Annotated in this window: 14 protein-coding genes; 7 read left to right on the top strand and 7 right to left on the bottom strand. The window is 62.6% G+C overall.

Annotated elements, in window-relative coordinates:
• Positions 1 to 54: 54 nt before the first annotated feature.
• Both VGH41_RS02480 and VGH41_RS02475 read right to left on the bottom strand, forming a co-directional pair.
• On the bottom strand, positions 55 to 930 hold the full coding sequence (locus VGH41_RS02480; RefSeq protein WP_331595763.1) for an alpha/beta hydrolase: 876 nt from the start codon (positions 928 to 930) through the stop codon (positions 55 to 57).
• A gap of 285 nt (positions 931 to 1,215) precedes the next feature.
• Positions 1,216 to 2,334 (bottom strand): OpgC domain-containing protein, encoded by a 1,119-nt coding sequence (locus tag VGH41_RS02475; protein ID WP_331595762.1) that lies wholly within the window; start codon positions 2,332 to 2,334, stop codon positions 1,216 to 1,218.
• A 526-nt stretch (positions 2,335 to 2,860) separates the two neighbouring features.
• Here VGH41_RS02475 and VGH41_RS02470 point away from each other — a divergent pair.
• Entirely contained in the window at positions 2,861 to 4,015 is a 1,155-nt protein-coding gene (locus VGH41_RS02470; protein ID WP_331595761.1) for a porin, read from the top strand.
• Positions 4,016 to 4,053: 38 nt separating this feature from the next.
• Here VGH41_RS02470 and VGH41_RS02465 read toward each other — a convergent pair whose 3' ends face one another.
• Positions 4,054 to 4,638, bottom strand: coding sequence for an NUDIX domain-containing protein (locus tag VGH41_RS02465; protein ID WP_331595760.1), 585 nt, complete (start codon positions 4,636 to 4,638; stop codon positions 4,054 to 4,056).
• An 82-nt stretch (positions 4,639 to 4,720) separates the two neighbouring features.
• Here VGH41_RS02465 and VGH41_RS02460 point away from each other — a divergent pair, with 82 nt between their 5' ends.
• Positions 4,721 to 5,476, top strand: coding sequence for a DeoR/GlpR family DNA-binding transcription regulator (locus VGH41_RS02460; protein WP_331595759.1), 756 nt, complete (start codon positions 4,721 to 4,723; stop codon positions 5,474 to 5,476).
• Positions 5,477 to 5,563: 87 nt separating this feature from the next.
• Here VGH41_RS02460 and VGH41_RS02455 read toward each other — a convergent pair whose 3' ends face one another.
• The gene (locus VGH41_RS02455; RefSeq protein ID WP_331595758.1) at positions 5,564 to 6,367 is read right to left on the bottom strand and encodes a glycosyltransferase family A protein; all 804 of its coding nucleotides are present in this window, start codon (positions 6,365 to 6,367) and stop codon (positions 5,564 to 5,566) included.
• Between the two features lie 570 nt (positions 6,368 to 6,937).
• Here VGH41_RS02455 and VGH41_RS02450 point away from each other — a divergent pair.
• The 5 genes from VGH41_RS02450 to VGH41_RS02430 all read left to right on the top strand — a co-directional run bounded on the left by VGH41_RS02450 (position 6,938) and on the right by VGH41_RS02430 (position 13,816).
• Positions 6,938 to 9,766 (top strand): xanthine dehydrogenase family protein molybdopterin-binding subunit, encoded by a 2,829-nt coding sequence (locus tag VGH41_RS02450; RefSeq protein WP_331595757.1) that lies wholly within the window; start codon positions 6,938 to 6,940, stop codon positions 9,764 to 9,766.
• A complete protein-coding gene (locus VGH41_RS02445) occupies positions 9,763 to 10,434 on the top strand; it encodes a (2Fe-2S)-binding protein (protein ID WP_331595756.1) in 672 nt (223 codons plus the stop codon). Before VGH41_RS02450 ends, VGH41_RS02445 begins: the two co-directional genes overlap by 4 nt.
• A complete protein-coding gene (locus tag VGH41_RS02440) occupies positions 10,431 to 11,708 on the top strand; it encodes a c-type cytochrome (protein WP_331595755.1) in 1,278 nt (425 codons plus the stop codon). The genes VGH41_RS02445 and VGH41_RS02440 overlap by 4 nt, the downstream gene beginning before the upstream one ends.
• Before the next feature lie 156 nt (positions 11,709 to 11,864).
• Entirely contained in the window at positions 11,865 to 12,281 is a 417-nt protein-coding gene (locus VGH41_RS02435) for a hypothetical protein (protein WP_331595754.1), read from the top strand.
• A gap of 536 nt (positions 12,282 to 12,817) precedes the next feature.
• Positions 12,818 to 13,816: a peptidoglycan DD-metalloendopeptidase family protein gene (locus VGH41_RS02430; RefSeq protein ID WP_331595753.1), complete on the top strand. Its 999-nt coding sequence runs from the start codon at positions 12,818 to 12,820 to the stop codon at positions 13,814 to 13,816.
• Positions 13,817 to 13,871: 55 nt separating this feature from the next.
• Here the strand turns inward: VGH41_RS02430 and prpF are convergent, their stop codons facing one another.
• The 3 genes from prpF to prpC form a co-directional block, all read right to left on the bottom strand.
• Complete coding sequence (gene prpF, locus VGH41_RS02425; RefSeq protein ID WP_331595752.1) at positions 13,872 to 15,062, bottom strand: 2-methylaconitate cis-trans isomerase PrpF; 1,191 nt, start codon at positions 15,060 to 15,062, stop codon at positions 13,872 to 13,874.
• Between the two features lie 62 nt (positions 15,063 to 15,124).
• Positions 15,125 to 17,719 (bottom strand): Fe/S-dependent 2-methylisocitrate dehydratase AcnD, encoded by a 2,595-nt coding sequence (acnD, locus tag VGH41_RS02420; RefSeq protein WP_331595751.1) that lies wholly within the window; start codon positions 17,717 to 17,719, stop codon positions 15,125 to 15,127.
• Positions 17,720 to 17,961: 242 nt separating this feature from the next.
• Positions 17,962 to 18,900 (bottom strand): bifunctional 2-methylcitrate synthase/citrate synthase (gene prpC / locus VGH41_RS02415; protein WP_331595750.1); only part of this gene is annotated, 939 nt, incomplete at its 5' end.

Here is an 18,900-nt window from a genome sequence, read left to right as displayed (position 1 = left end):
GCGCCGCGTGGCGCTTGCCGTGCGCCGGAACGATGGCGCGGCGTCGCCGGTTATTTAGTGCCCCTGGTTCTGCATCCACGGTTTCGCGCAGTCGAGCGTGTATTTCAACGCCGCCGGCAGCAGCGCGCTCCACACTTCCCATGTATGTCCGCCGTCGATAATGCGTAGCGCCGCCGGATTCCCCGAGAGCCGCAAGCTGGTATAGAGGACGGACGCGTCGGCCTGGATGGTGAGGTCGTCGTCGCCCGCGCCGATGAACATCGGCAGCCGGTACGGGCGGCTCATGTAATGCTGCCATTGGGCCGGATAGTTGAGCGCGTGCCAGATCTGCGGATCGAACTGATGGTCGCCGAACACGCCCACGCGGCGCGCCGCCGAGGTCAAGGGCGGTTCGTTCGGATAGATGGCGGGGCTCAGCAGCATCGCGCTGCAGAACTGGTCAGGCTGCGTCAGCGCGTAGCGCAACGCGCCGAAGCCGCCCATCGACAGGCCGCCGATCATTCGCCCGCCGCGCTGATTGGCTACGGCGTAGCGGGTTTCGATTTCCGGCAGCAGGTCGGCGAAGAACGCGGTCTCCAGCTTTTCCTTGCGATCGACGTACCAGCCCGTGCCACCTTCCGGCATCACGATGACGACGGGCGGAATCTCCTTGCGTTCGATCAGCGCATCAGCGGTGGTCTGCAAATGGCCTTGCGTGATCCAGTCGTAGGCATTGCCGTTGTTGCCGTGCAGGAGGTACAGGACGGGATAGCGCGTCCCGCTGGCGCGGTAGCCGGTGGGCAGGTAGACGGTATAAGCCCAGTCGCGCTGGAGCGCGGCCGCCTGAAAACTGCGATTGAGGACCGTGCTGCCGAAGGCCGCCGCGCTCGTCAGCGCCGTAGCAGCAGTGATCCCCAGCGACAGCAACGCAGCAAGTGAAAATCTGAGCATGGCGAAAAGAGAGGGGAGAGGGCGGTGCTGTGTGGCCCTATGCTAGCAGCGATGGCCGCGGCGTTGGCGAGGATCTTGGCATTGGCATTGGCATTGGCATTGGCGTTGGCATTGGCATTGGCTTTGGCTTTGGCATTGGCTTTGGCATTGGCTTTGGCTTTGGCTTTGGCTTTGGCGTTGGCGTCGCCGCGGATCGTGGCCTTGACCCGCCTGAAGCAATCAGCTCAGCCGGACCAGCGAGCCCGGTTCAGCGGGAAGCTCTGCGAGTTCGTGCTCTCGAACAGATCAGCGCGGCGGTTGCGCGACCGACCCGCTGGCGCGCCCCCGCCACGAGAGTAGCCGCACACACGGATCCGCAGCTTTTGCGACCGCGAACAGCGCGCCCACGGCGACGGCATCCGCAACGAGGCCCAGCGGAATGTTGAGATAGCCGTCGGTCGCGGTGTAAAGCAGCGAATCGACGACGAGCGAAATCACCGCGCCCGCCACGAAGCACAGCAACCCCTTGCGCCCGATCAGTCCCACCCAGGGCAGCGACAGTGCGACCTTCTTCGCCCAGCCCAGCTGGATCATATTGGCGATCAGCCATGCAATCGCGAGGAAATTCCCGGCGCGCAGCCACGACAGGTTCTGCTTGAAACTGGCGTCGAGCGGCGCGCGTTCGATAAAGAGCTTGTAGTACGCCGCCGCGACCACGACGCCAAACGCCAGCACACTGACCAGCCAGCCGAAGCGATGCGTGCTGATCTTCTGATACACCGGCTGGCATCGCGCGATCACCCCGCAAACGAACAGCAATTGCCACGCGAAAGGGTTGAAGTCCCAATGTGCGTCTTCGACGGCCGGCAGATACCCGTTCACGTAGCGCGCGCCGGCCCACAGCGCGACGCTGCCCGCCAGCAGCCACGCCGGCCGGCGGCGCGCGAGCGGCAGTGCAAAAGGCACGCACAGCGCAAAGAACACATACATGGGCAGCACCGACGCCAGATACGGCTGCCGCCGCAGCAGCAGGATGTCGAGCAGCGCGGGGAAGGGCGAGGCCGTCAGGTCGTCGAGATCGGTACTGGTCAGATTCGGGGCATCGACGCTGAAGGCGATCAGGACCGCACTGACGAGCAGCATCAAGCCGGCGGTAACGAGGAACGCGCGGTAGATTTCCAGCGAGCGCCGCAGGAAGCGATTGCGCGCAATCGCCTCGGTGCGCCGCTCGGCGAGTGCGGCGTAGGCGGTCGCGGTAGCAAAACCGCCGAGAAACACGAACACCTCGGCGGCGTCGCACAGGGCATAGGCATGCAGCGTGATGCGCGACAGGATGCTGCCGCCAATGTGATCCACGACGATGACCAGCAGGACCAGCCCGCGAAAAAAATCGAGTTCGATCAGACGGGCTTGTGAATTTTGCATACCGTAATACCAAAGCAGCCGCATGCAAGGGCGCGCTAGTTGAGCGCGGCGCGCTTGTACACGGCTTTGAAAAGGGGAGACAACGCGGTGCGTTGCCGGGAGGCCGAACGAACGGCCGGTCCGCAAGACAGTTAAACGAGACCCGCGGCGCAAGAAGGAGTTCTGCTGGAGTGACGCAATTGCTTTCGAAACTATTTCATCATATTACAGATGAACGGGGCGCCAGCCGCTGTAGCGTCCTGCTGGCCGTCCGGCCAGGTCCCCAGCCAGCTGCTCGGACAGGGCGCTGACGTAACTCCCGAAGCACGCCATTGCGCAACCTGATCCTGTCGCCGCGTGTACATTTAGCAACGTTTTGCAGCGCACCAACCAGTCCCGATGGACGACCCGGTATGGGTGTGCAAGCATCGATTCAAATCCTCTTGAACGCGCAAAAAATCGAATGAAGTCGCTGCTGCAAACATAAGAAGAGGTGTCTCAAAGTTGGCTATGCGTTGGCTGATGACTAGAGATTCGGGAGATCTTCATGAAGAAGAAAATCATCGCGCTGGCGGTATGTTCGACCTTTGCGCTGCCGGTCTTTGCCCAGAGCAGCATCACGCTTTACGGGGTGATCGACGAGGGCATCAACTACACCAGCAACGCAGGCGATAAATCGGCTTATCAGCTGCAAAGCGGGTACGCGCAAGGCAGCCGCTGGGGCCTGAAAGGCTCGGAAGATCTCGGCACCGGTCTGAAGGCAATCTTCGACCTCGAAAACGGCTTCGATGTGAACAGCGGCGCACTGGGTCAGGGCGGCCGCCTGTTCGGCCGGCAGGCATTCGTGGGCCTGCAGTCGTCCAACTTCGGCGCGGTGACGCTGGGGCGGCAGTACGATTCGGTGGTCGACTACCTCGCGCAGGCCACGGCCAACGGCACCTGGGGTGGCTATCTGCTGTCGCACCCGTACGACAACGACAATACCGACAACTCGTTCCGGGTGAACAACACCATCAAGTACACCAGCCCGGACTTTTCAGGCCTGCAGTTCGGCGGAACCTACAGCTTCAGCAACGACACGAACTTCGCCAACAATCGTCAGTACAGCCTGGGCGGCCAGTACACCAATGGCGGCTTGCTGTTGACGGGCTCCTACTTGCAGGGAAGCAATCCGGGGCTGACCACGGGCGGCTCGATTGCGACTGACGACGCCAACTTCATCTCGCAACGTCTGCGCATTTTCGGCGGCGGCATCAACTACACCTTTGGCGCGGCGACCCTCGGCTTCGTGTACACGAACACGAACGTCGAGCAGCCGTCGGCGACGGACACCTCGGTGTATGTGGGCGCGATCACGCCGCCGAACGGCGGCACGCTGACCGCGCTCAAGTTCCAGAACTTCGAGGTGAACGGCAAATACCAGTTCACGCCGGCCTTCTTCGTGGGCGTGCAGTACATCTACACGGAGGCGACGATGGATGCGACCTCCGGCAACGAGAGCCCGAAATATCACACGTTCGGGCTGATGGCCGACTACAACCTGTCGAAACGCACGGACTTCTATTTTCAGGCGGCGTATCAGAAAGTGACGGGCGACAAGACCGATACCGTGCTGGACGACGCCTATATTCCGGGGGCGGCCGGCGTGTCCTCGACGTCGAACCAGTTTGCAGTGCGAGCGGCAATCCGGCATAAATTCTGAGGCGGCGCGGCTTCAGCGGGTGAGCGCACCCGCAACCCTCACCTGAACAGATGCAACGCCGCGTACTGCAGCAACATGATGGTCTTGCCGTCGACGATCTCCCCGCGCTGAATCATGGCCAGCGCTTCGTCGAACGGCAACTCCAGCACCTCGATATCCTCGCCTTCGCTCGCGATGCCACCGCCTTTGCTCACCCGCGTGGCCGCGGCATATTCAGCCACGAAGAAGAACACCTTCTCCGTGACCGATCCGGGGCTCATGAACGCCTCGTACACCTTGCGCACCGTCTGCACGCGGTAGCCCGTTTCCTCTTCGACTTCGGCGCGAATCCGCTCCTCCGGCGACGCCTGTTCGAGGAGCCCGCCAGGCGCCTCGATCAGCATGCCGTGATGGCCGTTGACGAAGGCTGGCAAGCGGAACTGACGCGTGAGCACCACCGCACGATGCGCTGGCTCGTAAAGCAGAAGCGTCGCGCCATTGCCCCGGTCGTACGTCTCGCGGCTTTGGCGCTGCCAGCTGCCGTCGGCGCGCTGGTAGTCGAAGGTGGTTTTCTTCAGCACATACCAGTCGTCGGATAGCACCTTGACGTCGACGATACGCACCCGTCCGGCAGTTTCGTTCATTTCAGTCACCCGAAAGCACGGTCTGAACCGCGAGATCTCATGGTATCCTGCAGTCTCGTGCAAAAACAAGCAATTTCGTGCAATGCTGACATCACAAAGAAAGCAGTTGATCCTGGATGCGCTCAAGCGCGACGGCCAGGTCATCGCCAAGAACCTGAGCGCCGGATTCTCGGTGTCGGAGGATACGATTCGCCGCGATCTGCGCGAACTCGCCGCCGAAGGCCACTTGCAGCGCGTGCATGGCGGCGCATTGCCGTCCTCGCCCGCGGCAGTGGATCTGGCCGGCCGGGAAAGTATTGAATCGGCGTCGAAGGCGGCTGTCGGCAAGGCCGCGGCGCAGATGGTCGAGCCGGGGCAGATCGTGATCGTCGACGGCGGCACGACGGCCGTGCAGCTGGTGCGTCACTTGCCGCCCGATCTGCGCGCAACCATCGTCACGCATAGCCCGACTATCGCCGTCGAACTGGCCAGGCACACGGGACTTGAAGTCATCATGATCGGCGGACGGCTGTTCCGTCATTCAATGGTGAATGTCGGCGCCGCCGCCATCGAAGCGCTGAGCCACATTCGCGCCGACCTCTACTTCATGGGCGTGACCGGCGTGCATCCCGAAGCCGGACTGAGTACCGGCGATCTCGAAGAGGCGTATGTGAAGCGCGCGCTGGTCGCGCGCGCCGCGGAGACGGTGGTGCTGGCGTCGGCGGAGAAGCTCAATGCGGCATCGGCTTTCATGATCGCCGAGGTCACGGCCGCGCATACGATCATCGTCGAGCGGGAAACGCCATGCACGCTGACTGCGCCGCTGGAGGCGCTGGGTGTGACCATCGTGCGGGCTTGAGGCGTGTCGCGCCCGCTATTGTCGCGCGGCAAACGCCGGGCGCGGCTTCCGCGAACGGCCCGGCAGCGACGTCAACCGGGCAGGTGGTCATGCCGGATTTGCGGCGAGTTGGAGAGACTGCAGGGTGCGATTGCCCGCGGCGCGAGCAATGTGCTGCCCGATGGCCAGCGTCAATGACCCGTTGTCTTCTTCGGGAAGGGACTCCGAGAAAATCACCTTTCCATCGACCACGGACGTCCGGCGCAAATACTGTTCGAGATGGGAACCCGGCCGGTTGTAGTGACGGGCGAATTTCTGCGGCGTGAACGCAATGGCGAAGTTGTGGCGAAGCGCCCGATTGAGTGCAATATCTTCCCCACCGAGCTTACCGCGAAAAATTTCGCCTTGAGGGAAGCCTCCGGCCATCCAGAACAGCGGCGCGCGCACGGCAAGGTTCCACGGCGCCGAGGCCAGAACTGCGGAGTAGCGAGGGTCGGCATCGTCGATGCACAGGTCGTCCGGCAAACCCGCGATCTGTGCACCGCATTTCAGGCCGGCCCAGTGCGGAGCGCTCGCGAAGGTTTGCTTGGCGAACGCGTAGTAGCCGGGCAAGTGTTCGTCATCCGCATCGAGAAAGCACAGGATGTCGCTGGCGGCTGCCGCCGCACCGAAGTTGCGGGACTGTGCCGGGCCGCCACGGGTGAGCACACCGATGGCGCGCACGCGCGCGTCGCGTTGCACGAACTGCTGGGCGAGTTGCAGGCTGGCGTCGCTGGAGGCGTCGACTACCACCAGGAGTTCGTCCAGTTCGGGTTGGTTCAACGCGGATTGCATGGCGCGTGCCAGGGTATCGGCGTTGTTGTGGCAAGGAATGATGGTTGCCAGCGTGAGCGGAGAGGGGAGTGGTGTCATGCGTCAAGCGGTGAGGTGAGCGGAGAGGGGGAATGGGCGGCGAATTGCCTGAGCCCTGCCGTGCGGATCTCTGCTGAGGGCGTGGTTGCTCGCAAGCCGAAGCCTGGCTGAAGGGGAGAAGCGTATTTTTATTGTGCTTGCGGGGCTATCGGCGTATTCCGGACTACCGCTCAGAAATTTCGGAACCTTATCGAGGCGGAAGAGCCGCGCCGGATTGGTCCTTCTACTTCGAATGATTCATTCGGATGCCAGATTATCCAGAAAAAAGTGAATTTTCTTGAGTTTTAAATTTTATAAAAAATAATCAGTAATCCATATAAAAAAATAGAGACAGCAGAGGATTCGTTATCCAATAAATACAAGACAAATTGTTACGTTTTTCCTGTTCGACGACGTCATAATCCCGCGCCTTGCCTCGCCACAGGGCGGAGGCGTTGGCAACTCACGGCAGTGCCAGGTCAATCAGCTCGACAGGTTCTTGCTGTCGCATGCCATCGGCATGGCCGCAGCCATACGGCATTGCCGCCTGTCCGACAGAGTGGCCGCCGTCGTTCATCAAAGGAGAAGTCCATGGGGGAACTCGACCTGTCGCGTCGCAGTTTTCTGAAGGCCAGCGTGCTTGCGGGCGTATCGGTGTATATCGCGCCGATAGGCAGCCGCGCGTTCGCAGCCTTGTTCGAAGAAAAGATACTCACGCCGGTGCAATGGGATGCTGCAAACGGCCAGGCAAAATTTCGCATTGACGGTATCGCCAAGGTGACCGGCGCGAAAGTGTTCGCCCGCGACATCCGCGCCACCCACATGCTGCATTGGCCGCAACAGCAGGCGCACGCATTCATCTTGCGCGCGACCCGCGCTGACCGGCTTTATGAAGGTTTCGATCTGGCGTTGCTGGGCGACGGGTTGAAGCCGGATCGCATCGTGAGCGCCGACGATCTCGAGCGCGACGGCCTGGCCTTCCCCACCTTCTATGGCGACGACATGCTGCTGCCGGCCGGAAAGACACCAGCATATCTTGGCCAGGCGGTCGCGATCTTGATCTATCACGACTTTGCGCGCTTTCGCTTTGCGAAGGACAAGCTCAAATTCCACGACGAGATCATTCGTTACGGCGCACAGACCGGGCCGCTGGAGCGCGATCCGTGGGGCACGTTCCGCTTCGTGCGGGTGGGCGGCAAAACGCCGTATGACGACGATACCTTCTCCAGCCTGAAAGACGCACCGGTGTTTCCGGGCATGATGCGCAAACATCAGCCGGTGTGGCCCGACGGCAAGGAGCACGGCAAGCTCGACGAACAGGGCATGTTCCACGCCGGGCAGATAGAGCAGGCACTGGATCGTCCGTCAGCGGACTGGCTCGTGATGGAGCGCGAGTACAACACGCAGTCCATCGACACCGCCGCGCTCGAACCCGACAACGCGAACTGCTGGTACGACAGCGCGACGCAATCGCTGCACATGGTGGTGCCGACCCAGGCGCCGCTGGAAGTGGCGCAAAGCGCGGCGGCCATGGTCGCGAAGTGCGCGTTTGCGGTGAAGAACCTGTTCGTGCATCCGTGCTACACGGTGGGCTACGGCTCAAAAGATCACTTCAATGTGCCGTTCTACGGTCTGGTGACCGCGCTGTATGCGCAAGGGCGGCCGGTGCGTCTTGCCAATGATCGCTACGAGCAGTTCCAGACTTCGCTCAAGCGCCACGCGTTCAGAATGCAATACCGGATTGCGGTCGACAGGAAGACCGGTCTGCTGCAAGCGTTCAAGGCCGAGATGGAAGCAAACGGCGGCGGCCGCTGCAATTTCTCTCCGTCGGTGGCAATGGTCGGCGCGACCGCGGCTCAATCAATCTACTACTTCCCGAAGAGCGATCTCTCCGCTGTCGCGCTTGCCTCGCGCGCTATCGACGCCGGTTCCGCACGCGGCTACGGCACGCTGCAAAGCATGGCCGCGACCGAGATGATGATCGACGAGATCGCCGCGCAACTCGGCGTCGATCCGATTGCTTTTCGCCTGAAGAACGCGTTGCGTTCCGGCATGAAAAATACCCAGGGCGCAGTGCCGGCCGGCGCGCTTCGCGTGGATGAGGTGTTGCAAAAGGCGCAGCTGCATCCGCTGTGGGTGAATCGTGCGAAAAACAAGCTCGAATTCGAACTCGCGCATCCGGGTAAGCGCTATGGCGTCGGCTTCGCGTGCGTGCAAAAAGACTTCGGCACCGGCGCGGAAACCTCGTTTGCGAAGGTCGAATTCACCGCCGACGGCAAGATCAGCCTGCATCACACGGCGGCTGAAATCGGCACGGGTATGTCCACATCGCAAGCGATTGCAGTTGCAAAGTGGCTCGGCATGCCGGCCACCGAGGTGCGCGTCGCGGTGACCGACTGGTCCGACCTGCCGGTCGTCACCAGCGGGGACCCGTACCTGATGTCGCAGGCGGAGCAGGACAAGCTGTCGGCCAATCCGCGCTGGTCGCCGGGTTATGCGTCGCCGTCGAGCGCGACGAATTCGGCGTTCTACTTCACCCACAGCACGCGCGAAGCGGCGCGAGTCGTCTTCACCCACGGTTTATGGCCGGCGGCGCTGGCGCTGTGGACCCAAGGTCCGGGTGGCGGTCAGGCGGCGCCGCTGGTGGTGCGCATCGAGGATGCGCGCTGGCGCGACGGCAAGCTGTCGGCGGCGGGACTCGAAGCGCTGCCGTTTGAACAGCTCGCGAAGAAAGCGCATGAGCTCGGCCTTGTGACCGGCGCGACCGTACACGTGTTCAACCGCTGGCAATGGGCGGAGTCGGAGTTCGAGATCGACGGCAAGATCGAGCGTCTGCCACTCGACGGCCTGTCGCTGCGCTATGGCGAGAACGCCGCCGCCGACAAGAAGCAACTGCAGACCACGCCGAACCACTACCGCGTGCTTAACCGCAAGCGCGTTTTCATTCCACCGGTGCAGCGCAATAACGCCGCGGTCACGTACTACAGCGCGGTCGGCACCCTCGTCGAACTCGCGGTGCATGAAGCGAGCGGCAAGGTCGAACTGTTGACGCATCACTCGATCATGGAATGCGGCAATCAGATTTCGCCACAACTGGTATCGGGCCAGTTGCAGGGCGGCCTGGCAATGGGCATTGGCCACGCGCTGCACGAATACTTGCCGCTCTATGAAGACGGTCCCGGCAATGGCACGTGGAATTTCAACCGCTACCGCTTGCCGCGCGCCAAGGACGTCGCCGTCTGGACCCAGACCGGCGAAGTGCTGCCGCCGTTGAGCGAGACCGATCCCCCCAAGGGCATTGCCGAAGTGGTGATGATTCCGGTGGTGGGCGCCATCGTGAACGGCATCGCGCATGCCATTGGACATCGTTTTACTGACCTGCCGGTCACCCCGCAAAAAATTCAGGAGGTGCTCGCATGACGGCCCCTAATCAAACTACAGATCTGGCAGCGGGTGCTGCTGCAAATGCCGAAACCGGCGCACATGGCAAGCCACGAGGCAACGCCGCAACCGCGCCGGCGCTCGGGCAGCCGTTGCTGCCATGGCGCGCGCAATCGGTTTCGCTGAAGGTGAACGGCCAGGCGGTCGGCCCGCTGCAGGTACCGGCCGGTCTGATGATGATCGACTTCCTGCACGAGTATCTCGACCTGACCGGCTCGCGCCTGGGCTGCGGTCAGGGCATCTGCCACGCGTGCGTGGTGATTCTGGACAAGCCGGACGGCACGAGCGAAGAAGTCCGTACCTGCATCACCGGCGCGAATTTTTTCGACGGCAAATCGATTCGCACGGTCGAAGGCCATGCTCAGCGCAACCAGGACGGCGAAGTGGTGGCGCTGTCACCGATCCAGCAGAAGTTTCTCGAGCACTTCAGTTTTCAGTGCGGCTACTGTACGCCGGGTTTTGTCAACGCGGCGACTGTGCTGATCGAGCGTCTCGAGCGGCAGCCGGTTGCCAGGAACCGGGTGGAGGAGACCATCACCGAAGCGCTCAACGAGCATATCTGCCGCTGTACCGGCTATGTGCGTTACTACGAGGCGGTGAAGGACGTCGTGCTGACGATGCCGGGACTCGTGAAGGATGCCGCATGACCACGCGCTTTCTGACCGTGCGCCGCGTTGCGCTGATATTGAGCGTGTCGTTGCTGGCCGCGTGTGGCGGGCAGCATGACGATACCGTGGGAGCCAACCCGAGCGCTCCTGCCGCCCCAGCCGCTCCTGGTGTGGCGACGCCCGCCGCTGCGGATCAGCTTGCGCGGGGCCGCTATCTCGTCAAGGCTGCCGATTGCGCAGCCTGCCATACGTCCGCCGATGGCGCGCCGTTCGCCGGCGGCGTGAAACTGGTATCGCCGTTCGGCTCGTTCTACGGCACGAATATCACGTCGGATAAGGACCACGGTATCGGTAAATGGAGCGCCGGCGATTTCTACAAGGCGTTGCACGACGGCGTATCGCCGCGCGGCCAGCTCTATCCGGCAATGCCGTACACCTCGTACCGGCAGCTCTCGCGTGCCGATACGGATGCCATGTACGCGTGGTTGACGGCCCAGAAACCCGCGGCAGTCGCGAACCGCGAGCCCGAGCTGTCGTTTCCGTTCAACCTGCGTTTCGCGGTGCGTTTCTGGGATGGCCTGTTCCTGAAGGACGCGCTGCCGGATGCATCGAAAGGTCAGAGCGCCGACTGGCAGCGCGGCCGCTATCTGGCCAATGCATTGGGTCACTGCGCCGAATGTCATACGCCGCGCGGCAAGTTCGGTCAGCTCGATCAGGCGCTGCCGTTGACGGGCGGCGCGCTTGGCCGCGTCGTAGCGCCTGACATCACGCCGCAAGGACTCGCGGCACGCGGCTGGACGGCGGCAGATCTGCAGACGTTCTTCGCCACCGGCATTGCTCCGCAAGGTTCGGCGTTCAGCGAGATGTATCCGGTCGTGCATCTGAGCAGCCAGTATCTGAATCATGACGATCTGCGCGCGATGTCGACGTATCTGCTCGGCGACCATCCGCCGGCACCGCAAGCGTTGCAATCAATCTCCGCGGATGCCGCGCAACTGGCGGCCGGACGCAATCTCTATCTGGCTGTTTGCGCGGGCTGTCACGGCCGCGATGGCGAGGGCAAACCGCACGTCGCAGTGCCGATGAGCGGCAACTCGACGGTGCGGCAGAGCGATCCGCACAACCTGATCGTTGCGATGCTCGACGGTATCGAGGCGCAGGACTTTCCTGGCGTCGAACGCATGCAGGGTATGCCGGGTTTCGCCGGCCAACTCGACGACACAGAACTTGCACAACTGGCGAGTTATCTACGCGCAACGTGGGGCGGTCAATCTGCAGATGTCACGGCCGATGCTGTGAAGACCTTACGATAAAAAGTTCGGCGTCGACTCGACACCGAGCTTAACGAAGGCTTACGAACGGCCGGCACCTCGCAAGGAGGGGCGGCCGTTTGTCCATCCGATGAAACTCACACGCCGCGATGTGCTCAAACGCTTTCCAGAGGGCTAGCCTCACTCACGGAGAAGCTGATGACCAATCGCGCGACACTTATCCTTCCGCATCACCGCTATTCTCATTCGATCGGCGCGCCGCTCGCCTGCGTGCAGGGCACCGTCACTCGTGTGTTCGACGGGCCGGAGAATCACCACGGCGCAAATCACCAGCAGTTCGTGATCAAGATCGACAAGGTCGTGAAGTTCGAAGGCGGCACTGAAAATCTGGTGGGCACACTCGTATTCGTTGCGGTCCGCTTCGGCGACGACGAGGGGCTCGCGCATGAAATTCCCAACCTGCAAGCAGGGCAACCAATCGAAGCACAGGGCGAATACATTCCTGACGCGCAGGCCTATCCGACTCAGGACAACCAGAACCCGGTGCTGGCTGTGCTGCACTTTACCCATCATCCGGTGGGCTACGTGCTCTACCAGGGCCAGTACTACAGTTGACGGGCGTTGGGCTCTGCTCAAGTCCCGTACTCGTCATTGATCTTCCTTTTCACGCGCCTTGTCCCGGGAATCGCGACGCGATTCAAGTTTTGACAATCATGTGCCGTTAAAACAAACGTTGTCGGGTTGTATCCGGGGAAGGCGCCGTGTCAGACAGTGCGCCGTTGTCCTGTAACGCCGCGCCTGCGAGGCGCGGGCGTTCATCAGTCGACAGCGCGCAGCCATCGACCGTCCTTCGTCGGGTCTCGCAATACCCGTACGTAAGGGATGTATCAGAGTGTTCGGACGCATGCGTTTTTTGTCCGGGCCCCTTTACAATTCCGCTTGAATTTTAATCCTCTGTCTGGCCCCTTTTGCGACAGATCGGCCCACCAGGAGCCGTTTTCGCGGGGGCGCCACGCAGATGGCGCAGCACGGGTGCTAGCCGCAACGAGGCGGTCGCTCCGGTCGCGAGATAGCAGCGCGTCGCAAGACAGCGCGCATCGGAGGCGACGCGAGAAACATCCGGGCTCGCCAATAAAAAGCAGGAGTCGAATATGTTGAGAGGTCGTTTCGACAGGACACTGATGGCCAGTGTCGCAGGGGTCTGGGTCGCAGTGGCAATGAGCGGTTGTGTGAACGTGGCGCAGCAGCAGGGCAGCCAGGCGGGTGTGGCGGCATCTGGGGTACCGGCGGCTTCGGCGGCTTTGGCGGCCTCGGCACCAGTGGGTGCAGCCTCGGGTGTGGCCGCGGCGGGTTCGCAGCAGATGTCTTTGGACGGTAAGCCGCTCGCGTTGAAGAAGGCGCCGCCACTGGTTTATCGCGTGCGGCGTGGCGACACGCTGGGCCGCATCGCACAGCATCATCACTGCAGCGTCAAAGATCTGATGGCCTGGAACAGGCTCAAGCCGTCGACCCGGCTCAAGCTCGGACAGACGTTGCGCGTCGCTTCACCGGAAACGGTTCGCGAGGTGAATGCCGCAGCCGCTGCTGCCAAGGCTGCTTCAGCGGCTACTGCCACTACTGCGGCCACTTCTGCGCCTGTGGTCAGTGCGCCGGGTGTCGCGGCCGCGAATGCAGGTGCATCGACATCCTCATCCGTGGCTGGCGGCGCGTCTGTGTCCCCGGCGCCTGATGCCGCTGAAACGCGTCAGGTCGACGCCGCCCTCACACGTCATGCGAAAGGCGTGACGCTCGCGTGGCCGGCACAAGGCAACGTGGTGCAAGGCTTCCAGCCGGGCGAAACCCGTGGCATCGAAATTGGCGGCAAGCCTGGGGACCCGGTGCGCGCCGCGGCGGACGGCAAGGTCATGTATGCGGGCACCGGGCTCAATGAGTACGGCAGCCTGATCATCGTGCAGCACAACAAGGACTTTCTGACGGCCTACTCGCATAACCGCAAGCTGCTGGTCAAGACCGGCGATATCGTGCGGCAAGGCCAGGAAATTGCCGAGATGGGCGATGAGAATAACTCACGCGTATCGGTGCTATTCGAGTTGCGCCACGATGGCAAGCCGATCGACCCGATGCCTTATTTGCCCGGCAAGCAAAGCTAGCAGCGTTGGCGAAAGCAGCAAACGGCGGGGTCTTTGCGGACGCCCGCCGCCTTCGTCAGAACGTGTCGCCCGGCACCCGCACCCAGCCTTCCATCAGCACGCGCGCGCTGCGGCTCATGACGGCTTTTTTCACCACCCACTCTTCGTCAATCTGACGGGCCTCTGCGCCCACCCTCAAGGTGCCGGACGGATGCCCGAAGCGCACCGCATTGCGCTCGCCGCCCCCCGCGGCAAGATTCACCAGCGTGCCGGGAATCGCGGCGGCCGTGCCGATCGCCACCGCCGCCGTGCCCATCATGGCGTGATGCAGCTTGCCCATGGACATGGCGCGCACCAGCAGGTCGATCTCGGCTGCGCTCACCGGTTTGCCGCTGGAGGCGAGGTAGTCGGCCGGCTTCGCGACGAACGCGATTTTCGGTGTGTGCTGCCGCGTTGCGATCTCATCAATATGTTTGATCAGGCCCATGCGCAGCGCGCCGTGAGCGCGAATGGTCTCGAACTTCGTCAACGCCTTTTCGTCACCGTTGATGGCGTCCTGCAGTTCCGTGCCCGTGTAGCCAATCGCGTCCGCGTTCACGAAGATGGTCGGGATGCCTGCATTGATCATGGTGGCCTTCAGGGTGCCGATGCCCGGCACGTCGAGATCGTCGACCAGCTTGCCGGTCGGGAACATCGCACCGCCTGCGCCTTCTTCCTCGGCGGCCGGATCCATGAATTCGAGCTGGACCTCGGCGGCAGGGAAGGTCACGCCGTCAAGCTCGAAGCCGCCGGTTTCCTGCACGGCGCCGTTACTGATGGGTACATGCCCGATGATCGTCTTGCCGATATTGGCCTGCCAGATCCGCACGGCCACTACGCCATTTTCCGGCACGCGGCTCGGGTCGACGAGTCCCGCGCTGATCGCAAAAGGTCCCACGGCGGCGGAAAGGTTGCCGCAATTGCCGCTCCAGTCCACGAACGCCTTGTCGATGGCGACCTGGCCGAACAGATAGTCGACGTCGTGATCGGGCTTGCTGCTCTTCGCGACGATCACGGTCTTGCTGGTGCTCGACGTAGCGCCGCCCATGCCGTCAATCTGTTTCCCATAAGGATCGGGGCTGCCGATCACGCGCAACAGCAGCGCATCGCGCGCGGCGCCGGGCACTTGAGCCGGTTCGGGCAAGTCTTGCAGGCGGAAAAACACGCCTTTGCTGGTGCCGCCACGCATATAGGTAGCGGCAATCTTGATCTGGGGTACGTGGGCCATGAAAAATTTGTCCTGGTAAGACTGGGGCGATACGTTGGCGTATCGCCCGAACCCGGGTGCCGTTAAGCCGCCTTCGACGACTCGAGGAAATCCTGCGCAAACCGCTGCAGCACGCCGCCCGCTTCGTAAATAGACACTTCTTCCGCGGTATCGAGCCGGCACGTCACCGGCACGTCCACGCGCTCGCCGTTCCTGCGATGAATCACGAGCGTGAGGTCGGTGCGCGGCTTGCGCTCGCCGATTACGTCGAAGGTTTCCGTGCCGTCAATGCCGAGCGTCAAGCGGTTCACGCCGGGCTTGAACTCCAGCGGCAGCACGCCCATGCCGACCAGGTTGGTGCGGTGAATCCGTTCGAAGCCTTCGGCAACAATCGCTTCTGCGCCGGCGAGGCGCACGCCCTTGGCCGCCCAGTCGCGTGACGAACCCTGGCCGTAGTCGGCCCCGGCAATCACGATCAACGGCTGCTTGCGCTCCATATAGGTTTCGATCGCTTCCCACATGCGCGTGACCTTGCCTTCAGGTTCGATGCGCGCGAGCGACCCGGCCTTGACCTTGCCATCCTCCAGCACCATTTCGTTTTTCAAGGTCGGGTTGGCGAAGGTGGCGCGTTGCGCCGTCAGGTGATCGCCGCGGTGAGTGGCGTACGAATTGAAGTCCTCTTCCGGCAAGCCCATTTTCGCCAGATATTCGCCCGATGCGCTATCCGCGAGGATGGCGTTGGACGGCGACAGATGGTCGGTGGTGATGTTGTCGCCGAGCACAGCCAGGGCACGCATACCCTTGAGCGAACGCTCCCCAGCCAGCGCCCCTTCCCAATACGGCGGGCGGCGAATGTAGGTGCTCATTGGACGCCAGTCGTACAGCGGATTAGCGTGCTCGCCGGTCGCGGCGCTGAGTGCGAACATCGGTTCGTACACTTTGCGGAACTGCTCCGGCTTCACGCTGGAGGCCACGATAGCGTCGATCTCTTCGTCGGTTGGCCAGATGTCCTTCAGCATGACCGGCTTGCCGTCTGCATCCGTGCCTAGCACGTCCTTCTCGATGTCGAAGCGGATCGTCCCCGCAATCGCATAGGCCACCACCAAGGGCGGCGAAGCCAGGAAGGCCTGCTTTGCATACGGATGAATCCGGCCATCGAAATTGCGGTTGCCGGACAGCACGGCCGTCGCATACAGATCGCGCTCGACAATCTCCTTTTGAATCACCGGGTCGAGTGCGCCGGACATGCCGTTGCACGACGTGCACGCGTACGCCACCACGCCAAAACCGAGTTGTTCGAGTTCCGGCAACAGCGTGGCTTCCTCCAGATACAGCGTCACCGCCTTGGAGCCCGGCGCCAGGGAGCTCTTCACCCACGGCTTGCGCGTGAGGCCGCGCTGGTTCGCGTTGCGCGCGAGCAGGCCGGCGGCAATCATGTTGCGCGGGTTGTTGGTGTTGGTGCAACTCGTGATGGCCGCAATGATGACCGCGCCATCCGGCATCAAGCCCGGCTCGTTCTCGACCTTGCCGCTGATGCCGCGCGAGGCCAGTTCCGACACCGGCAGACGGCGATGCGGATTCGACGGACCCGCGAGCGTACGCACCACGCTCGACAGATCGAACTTCAGTACGCGCTCATATTCGGCGTTGCGAAGGCTATCGGCCCACAGACCGGTTTCCTTCGCGTAGCGCTCCACCAGTTTGACGAGTTCGTCATCGCGGCCGGTGAGCTTGAGGTATTTGATGGTCTGTTCGTCGATATAGAACATTGCCGCCGTTGCGCCGAATTCAGGCGCCATGTTGGCGATAGTCGCACGGTCGCCGAGCGTCAGGTTCGCGGTACCTTCGCCATAGAACTCCAGGTACGCGCCGACCACTTTCTCCTTGCGCAGGAATTCGGTGAGCGACAGCACCACGTCGGTGGCCGTAATGCCCGGACCGGGTTTGCCGCTCAGTTGAACGCCCACTATGTCCGGCAGCCGCATATACGAAGCGCGCCCCAGCATCACGCTCTCCGCTTCGAGACCCCCCACGCCGATTGCGATCACGCCGAGCGCATCCACCATTGGTGTATGTGAATCAGTGCCGACGAGCGTATCCGGAAACGCGACGCCGTCCTTCACCTGCACGACCGGACTCATCCGTTCGAGGTTGATCTGATGCAGGATGCCGTTGCCCGGCGGAATGACGTCGACGTTCTTGAACGCCTTCTTGGTCCAGTTGATGAAGTCGAAGCGGTCTTCGTTACGGCGGTCTTCGATTGCGCGGTTCTTGCTGAACGCGTCCGGATCGAAACCGCCGCACTCGACGGCGAGCGAGTGGTCGACCACCAGTTGCGTCGGCACGACCGGGTTGACCATGGCCGGGTCGCCACCTTGCGCGGCGATCGCATCGCGCAGGCCGGCGAGGTCGACCAGCGCGGTCTGGCCAAGAATGTCATGACACACCACGCGCGCCGGAAACCACGGGAAATCCAGCTCGCGTTTTCGTTCGATGATCTGCTTGAGCGACGCGTCGAGCGTCTCAGGATCGCAGCGGCGCACGAGGTTTTCGGCCAGCACGCGCGAGGTGTACGGCAACGTTTCGTACGCGCCCGGCTGGATGGCATCCACGGCGGCACGCGTGTCGAAGAAATCCAGCTTCGTGCCAGGCAGGGGCTTGCGGTTTGCAGTGTTCATGGCTTGGAACAGACTCAGGGGACAAACTTGGGAGGAACTGCGTGGAACCACAGTATGGGTAAAGATTTTATCCGCATCGGGCTAGCGACAGGCAATAGGCCGGATGGCCTGGGAAAATTCCCGTCGCCATCCGCCGCAGCCTTGACCCGGTGTGGCGCGGGCGGGTTGCCGCGCGGCCGGGTCAAGGTTTTGTCTCATCGCAGCGCGCTGACGGCCAACGACGGAGCGGAAACGCGCACGCCTTACACGCGTTTGGCAAGCGGCACGAACGGCAGGTCGTCCGGACCGGTGTAATTTGCACTCGGCCGGATGATCTTGTTGTCGACGCGCTGTTCGATGATGTGCGCGGCCCAGCCGGCCGTGCGCGCGATCACGAAAACGGGCGTGAACATCGCGGTCGGCACGCCCATCATGTGATACGACACGGCGCTGAACCAGTCCAGGTTCGGGAACATCTTCTTCGCGTCCCACATCACCGTTTCGAGGCGCTCGGCGATGTCGAACAGCTTCGTGCTGCCGGCTTCTTTCGAGAGCTTCTTCGCCACGTCCTTGATCACCTTGTTGCGCGGGTCGGAGATCGTGTACACCGGATGACCGAAGCCGATCACGACTTCCTTGTTCTCGACGCGGCGGCGGATGTCCGCTTCGGCCTGATCGGGCGTCTGGTAGCGCGACTGGATCTCGAACGCCACCTCGTTCGCGCCGCCATGCTTGGGCCCGCGCAGCGCGCCGATTGCGCCGGTCAGGGCCGAGTACATGTCCGAGCCCGTGCCGGCAATCACACGGCCGGTAAAGGTCGACGCGTTGAATTCGTGTTCGGCATACAGGTTCAGCGACGTATGCATCGCCTCGACCCACGACTGCGACGGCTCGACGCCATGCAGCAGATGCAGGAAGTGGCCGCCGATCGAATCGTCGTCGGTCTCGACCTCGATGCGTTTGCCGTTGTGCGAGTAGTGATACCAGTAGAGCAGCATCGAACCCAGCGAGGCCAGCAGCCTGTCGGCGATATCGCGGGCGCCCGGCAGGTTGTGGTCGTCCTTTTCGGGCAACACGGTGCCGAGCACCGAGACGCCGGTGCGCATCACGTCCATCGGGTGCGCTGCGGCCGGAATCCATTCGAGCGCCGCCTTCACGTTCGCGGGCAGGCCGCGCAGCGCCTTGAGTTTCGTCTTGTAGGC

It is taken from the genome of Paraburkholderia sp. (genome assembly GCF_036488795.1).
In the GTDB taxonomy this organism is placed as follows: domain Bacteria; phylum Pseudomonadota; class Gammaproteobacteria; order Burkholderiales; family Burkholderiaceae; genus Paraburkholderia.
The sequence above is the reverse complement of the archived record's forward strand: the minus strand, read 5'-3'. Positions and strand labels throughout refer to the sequence as shown.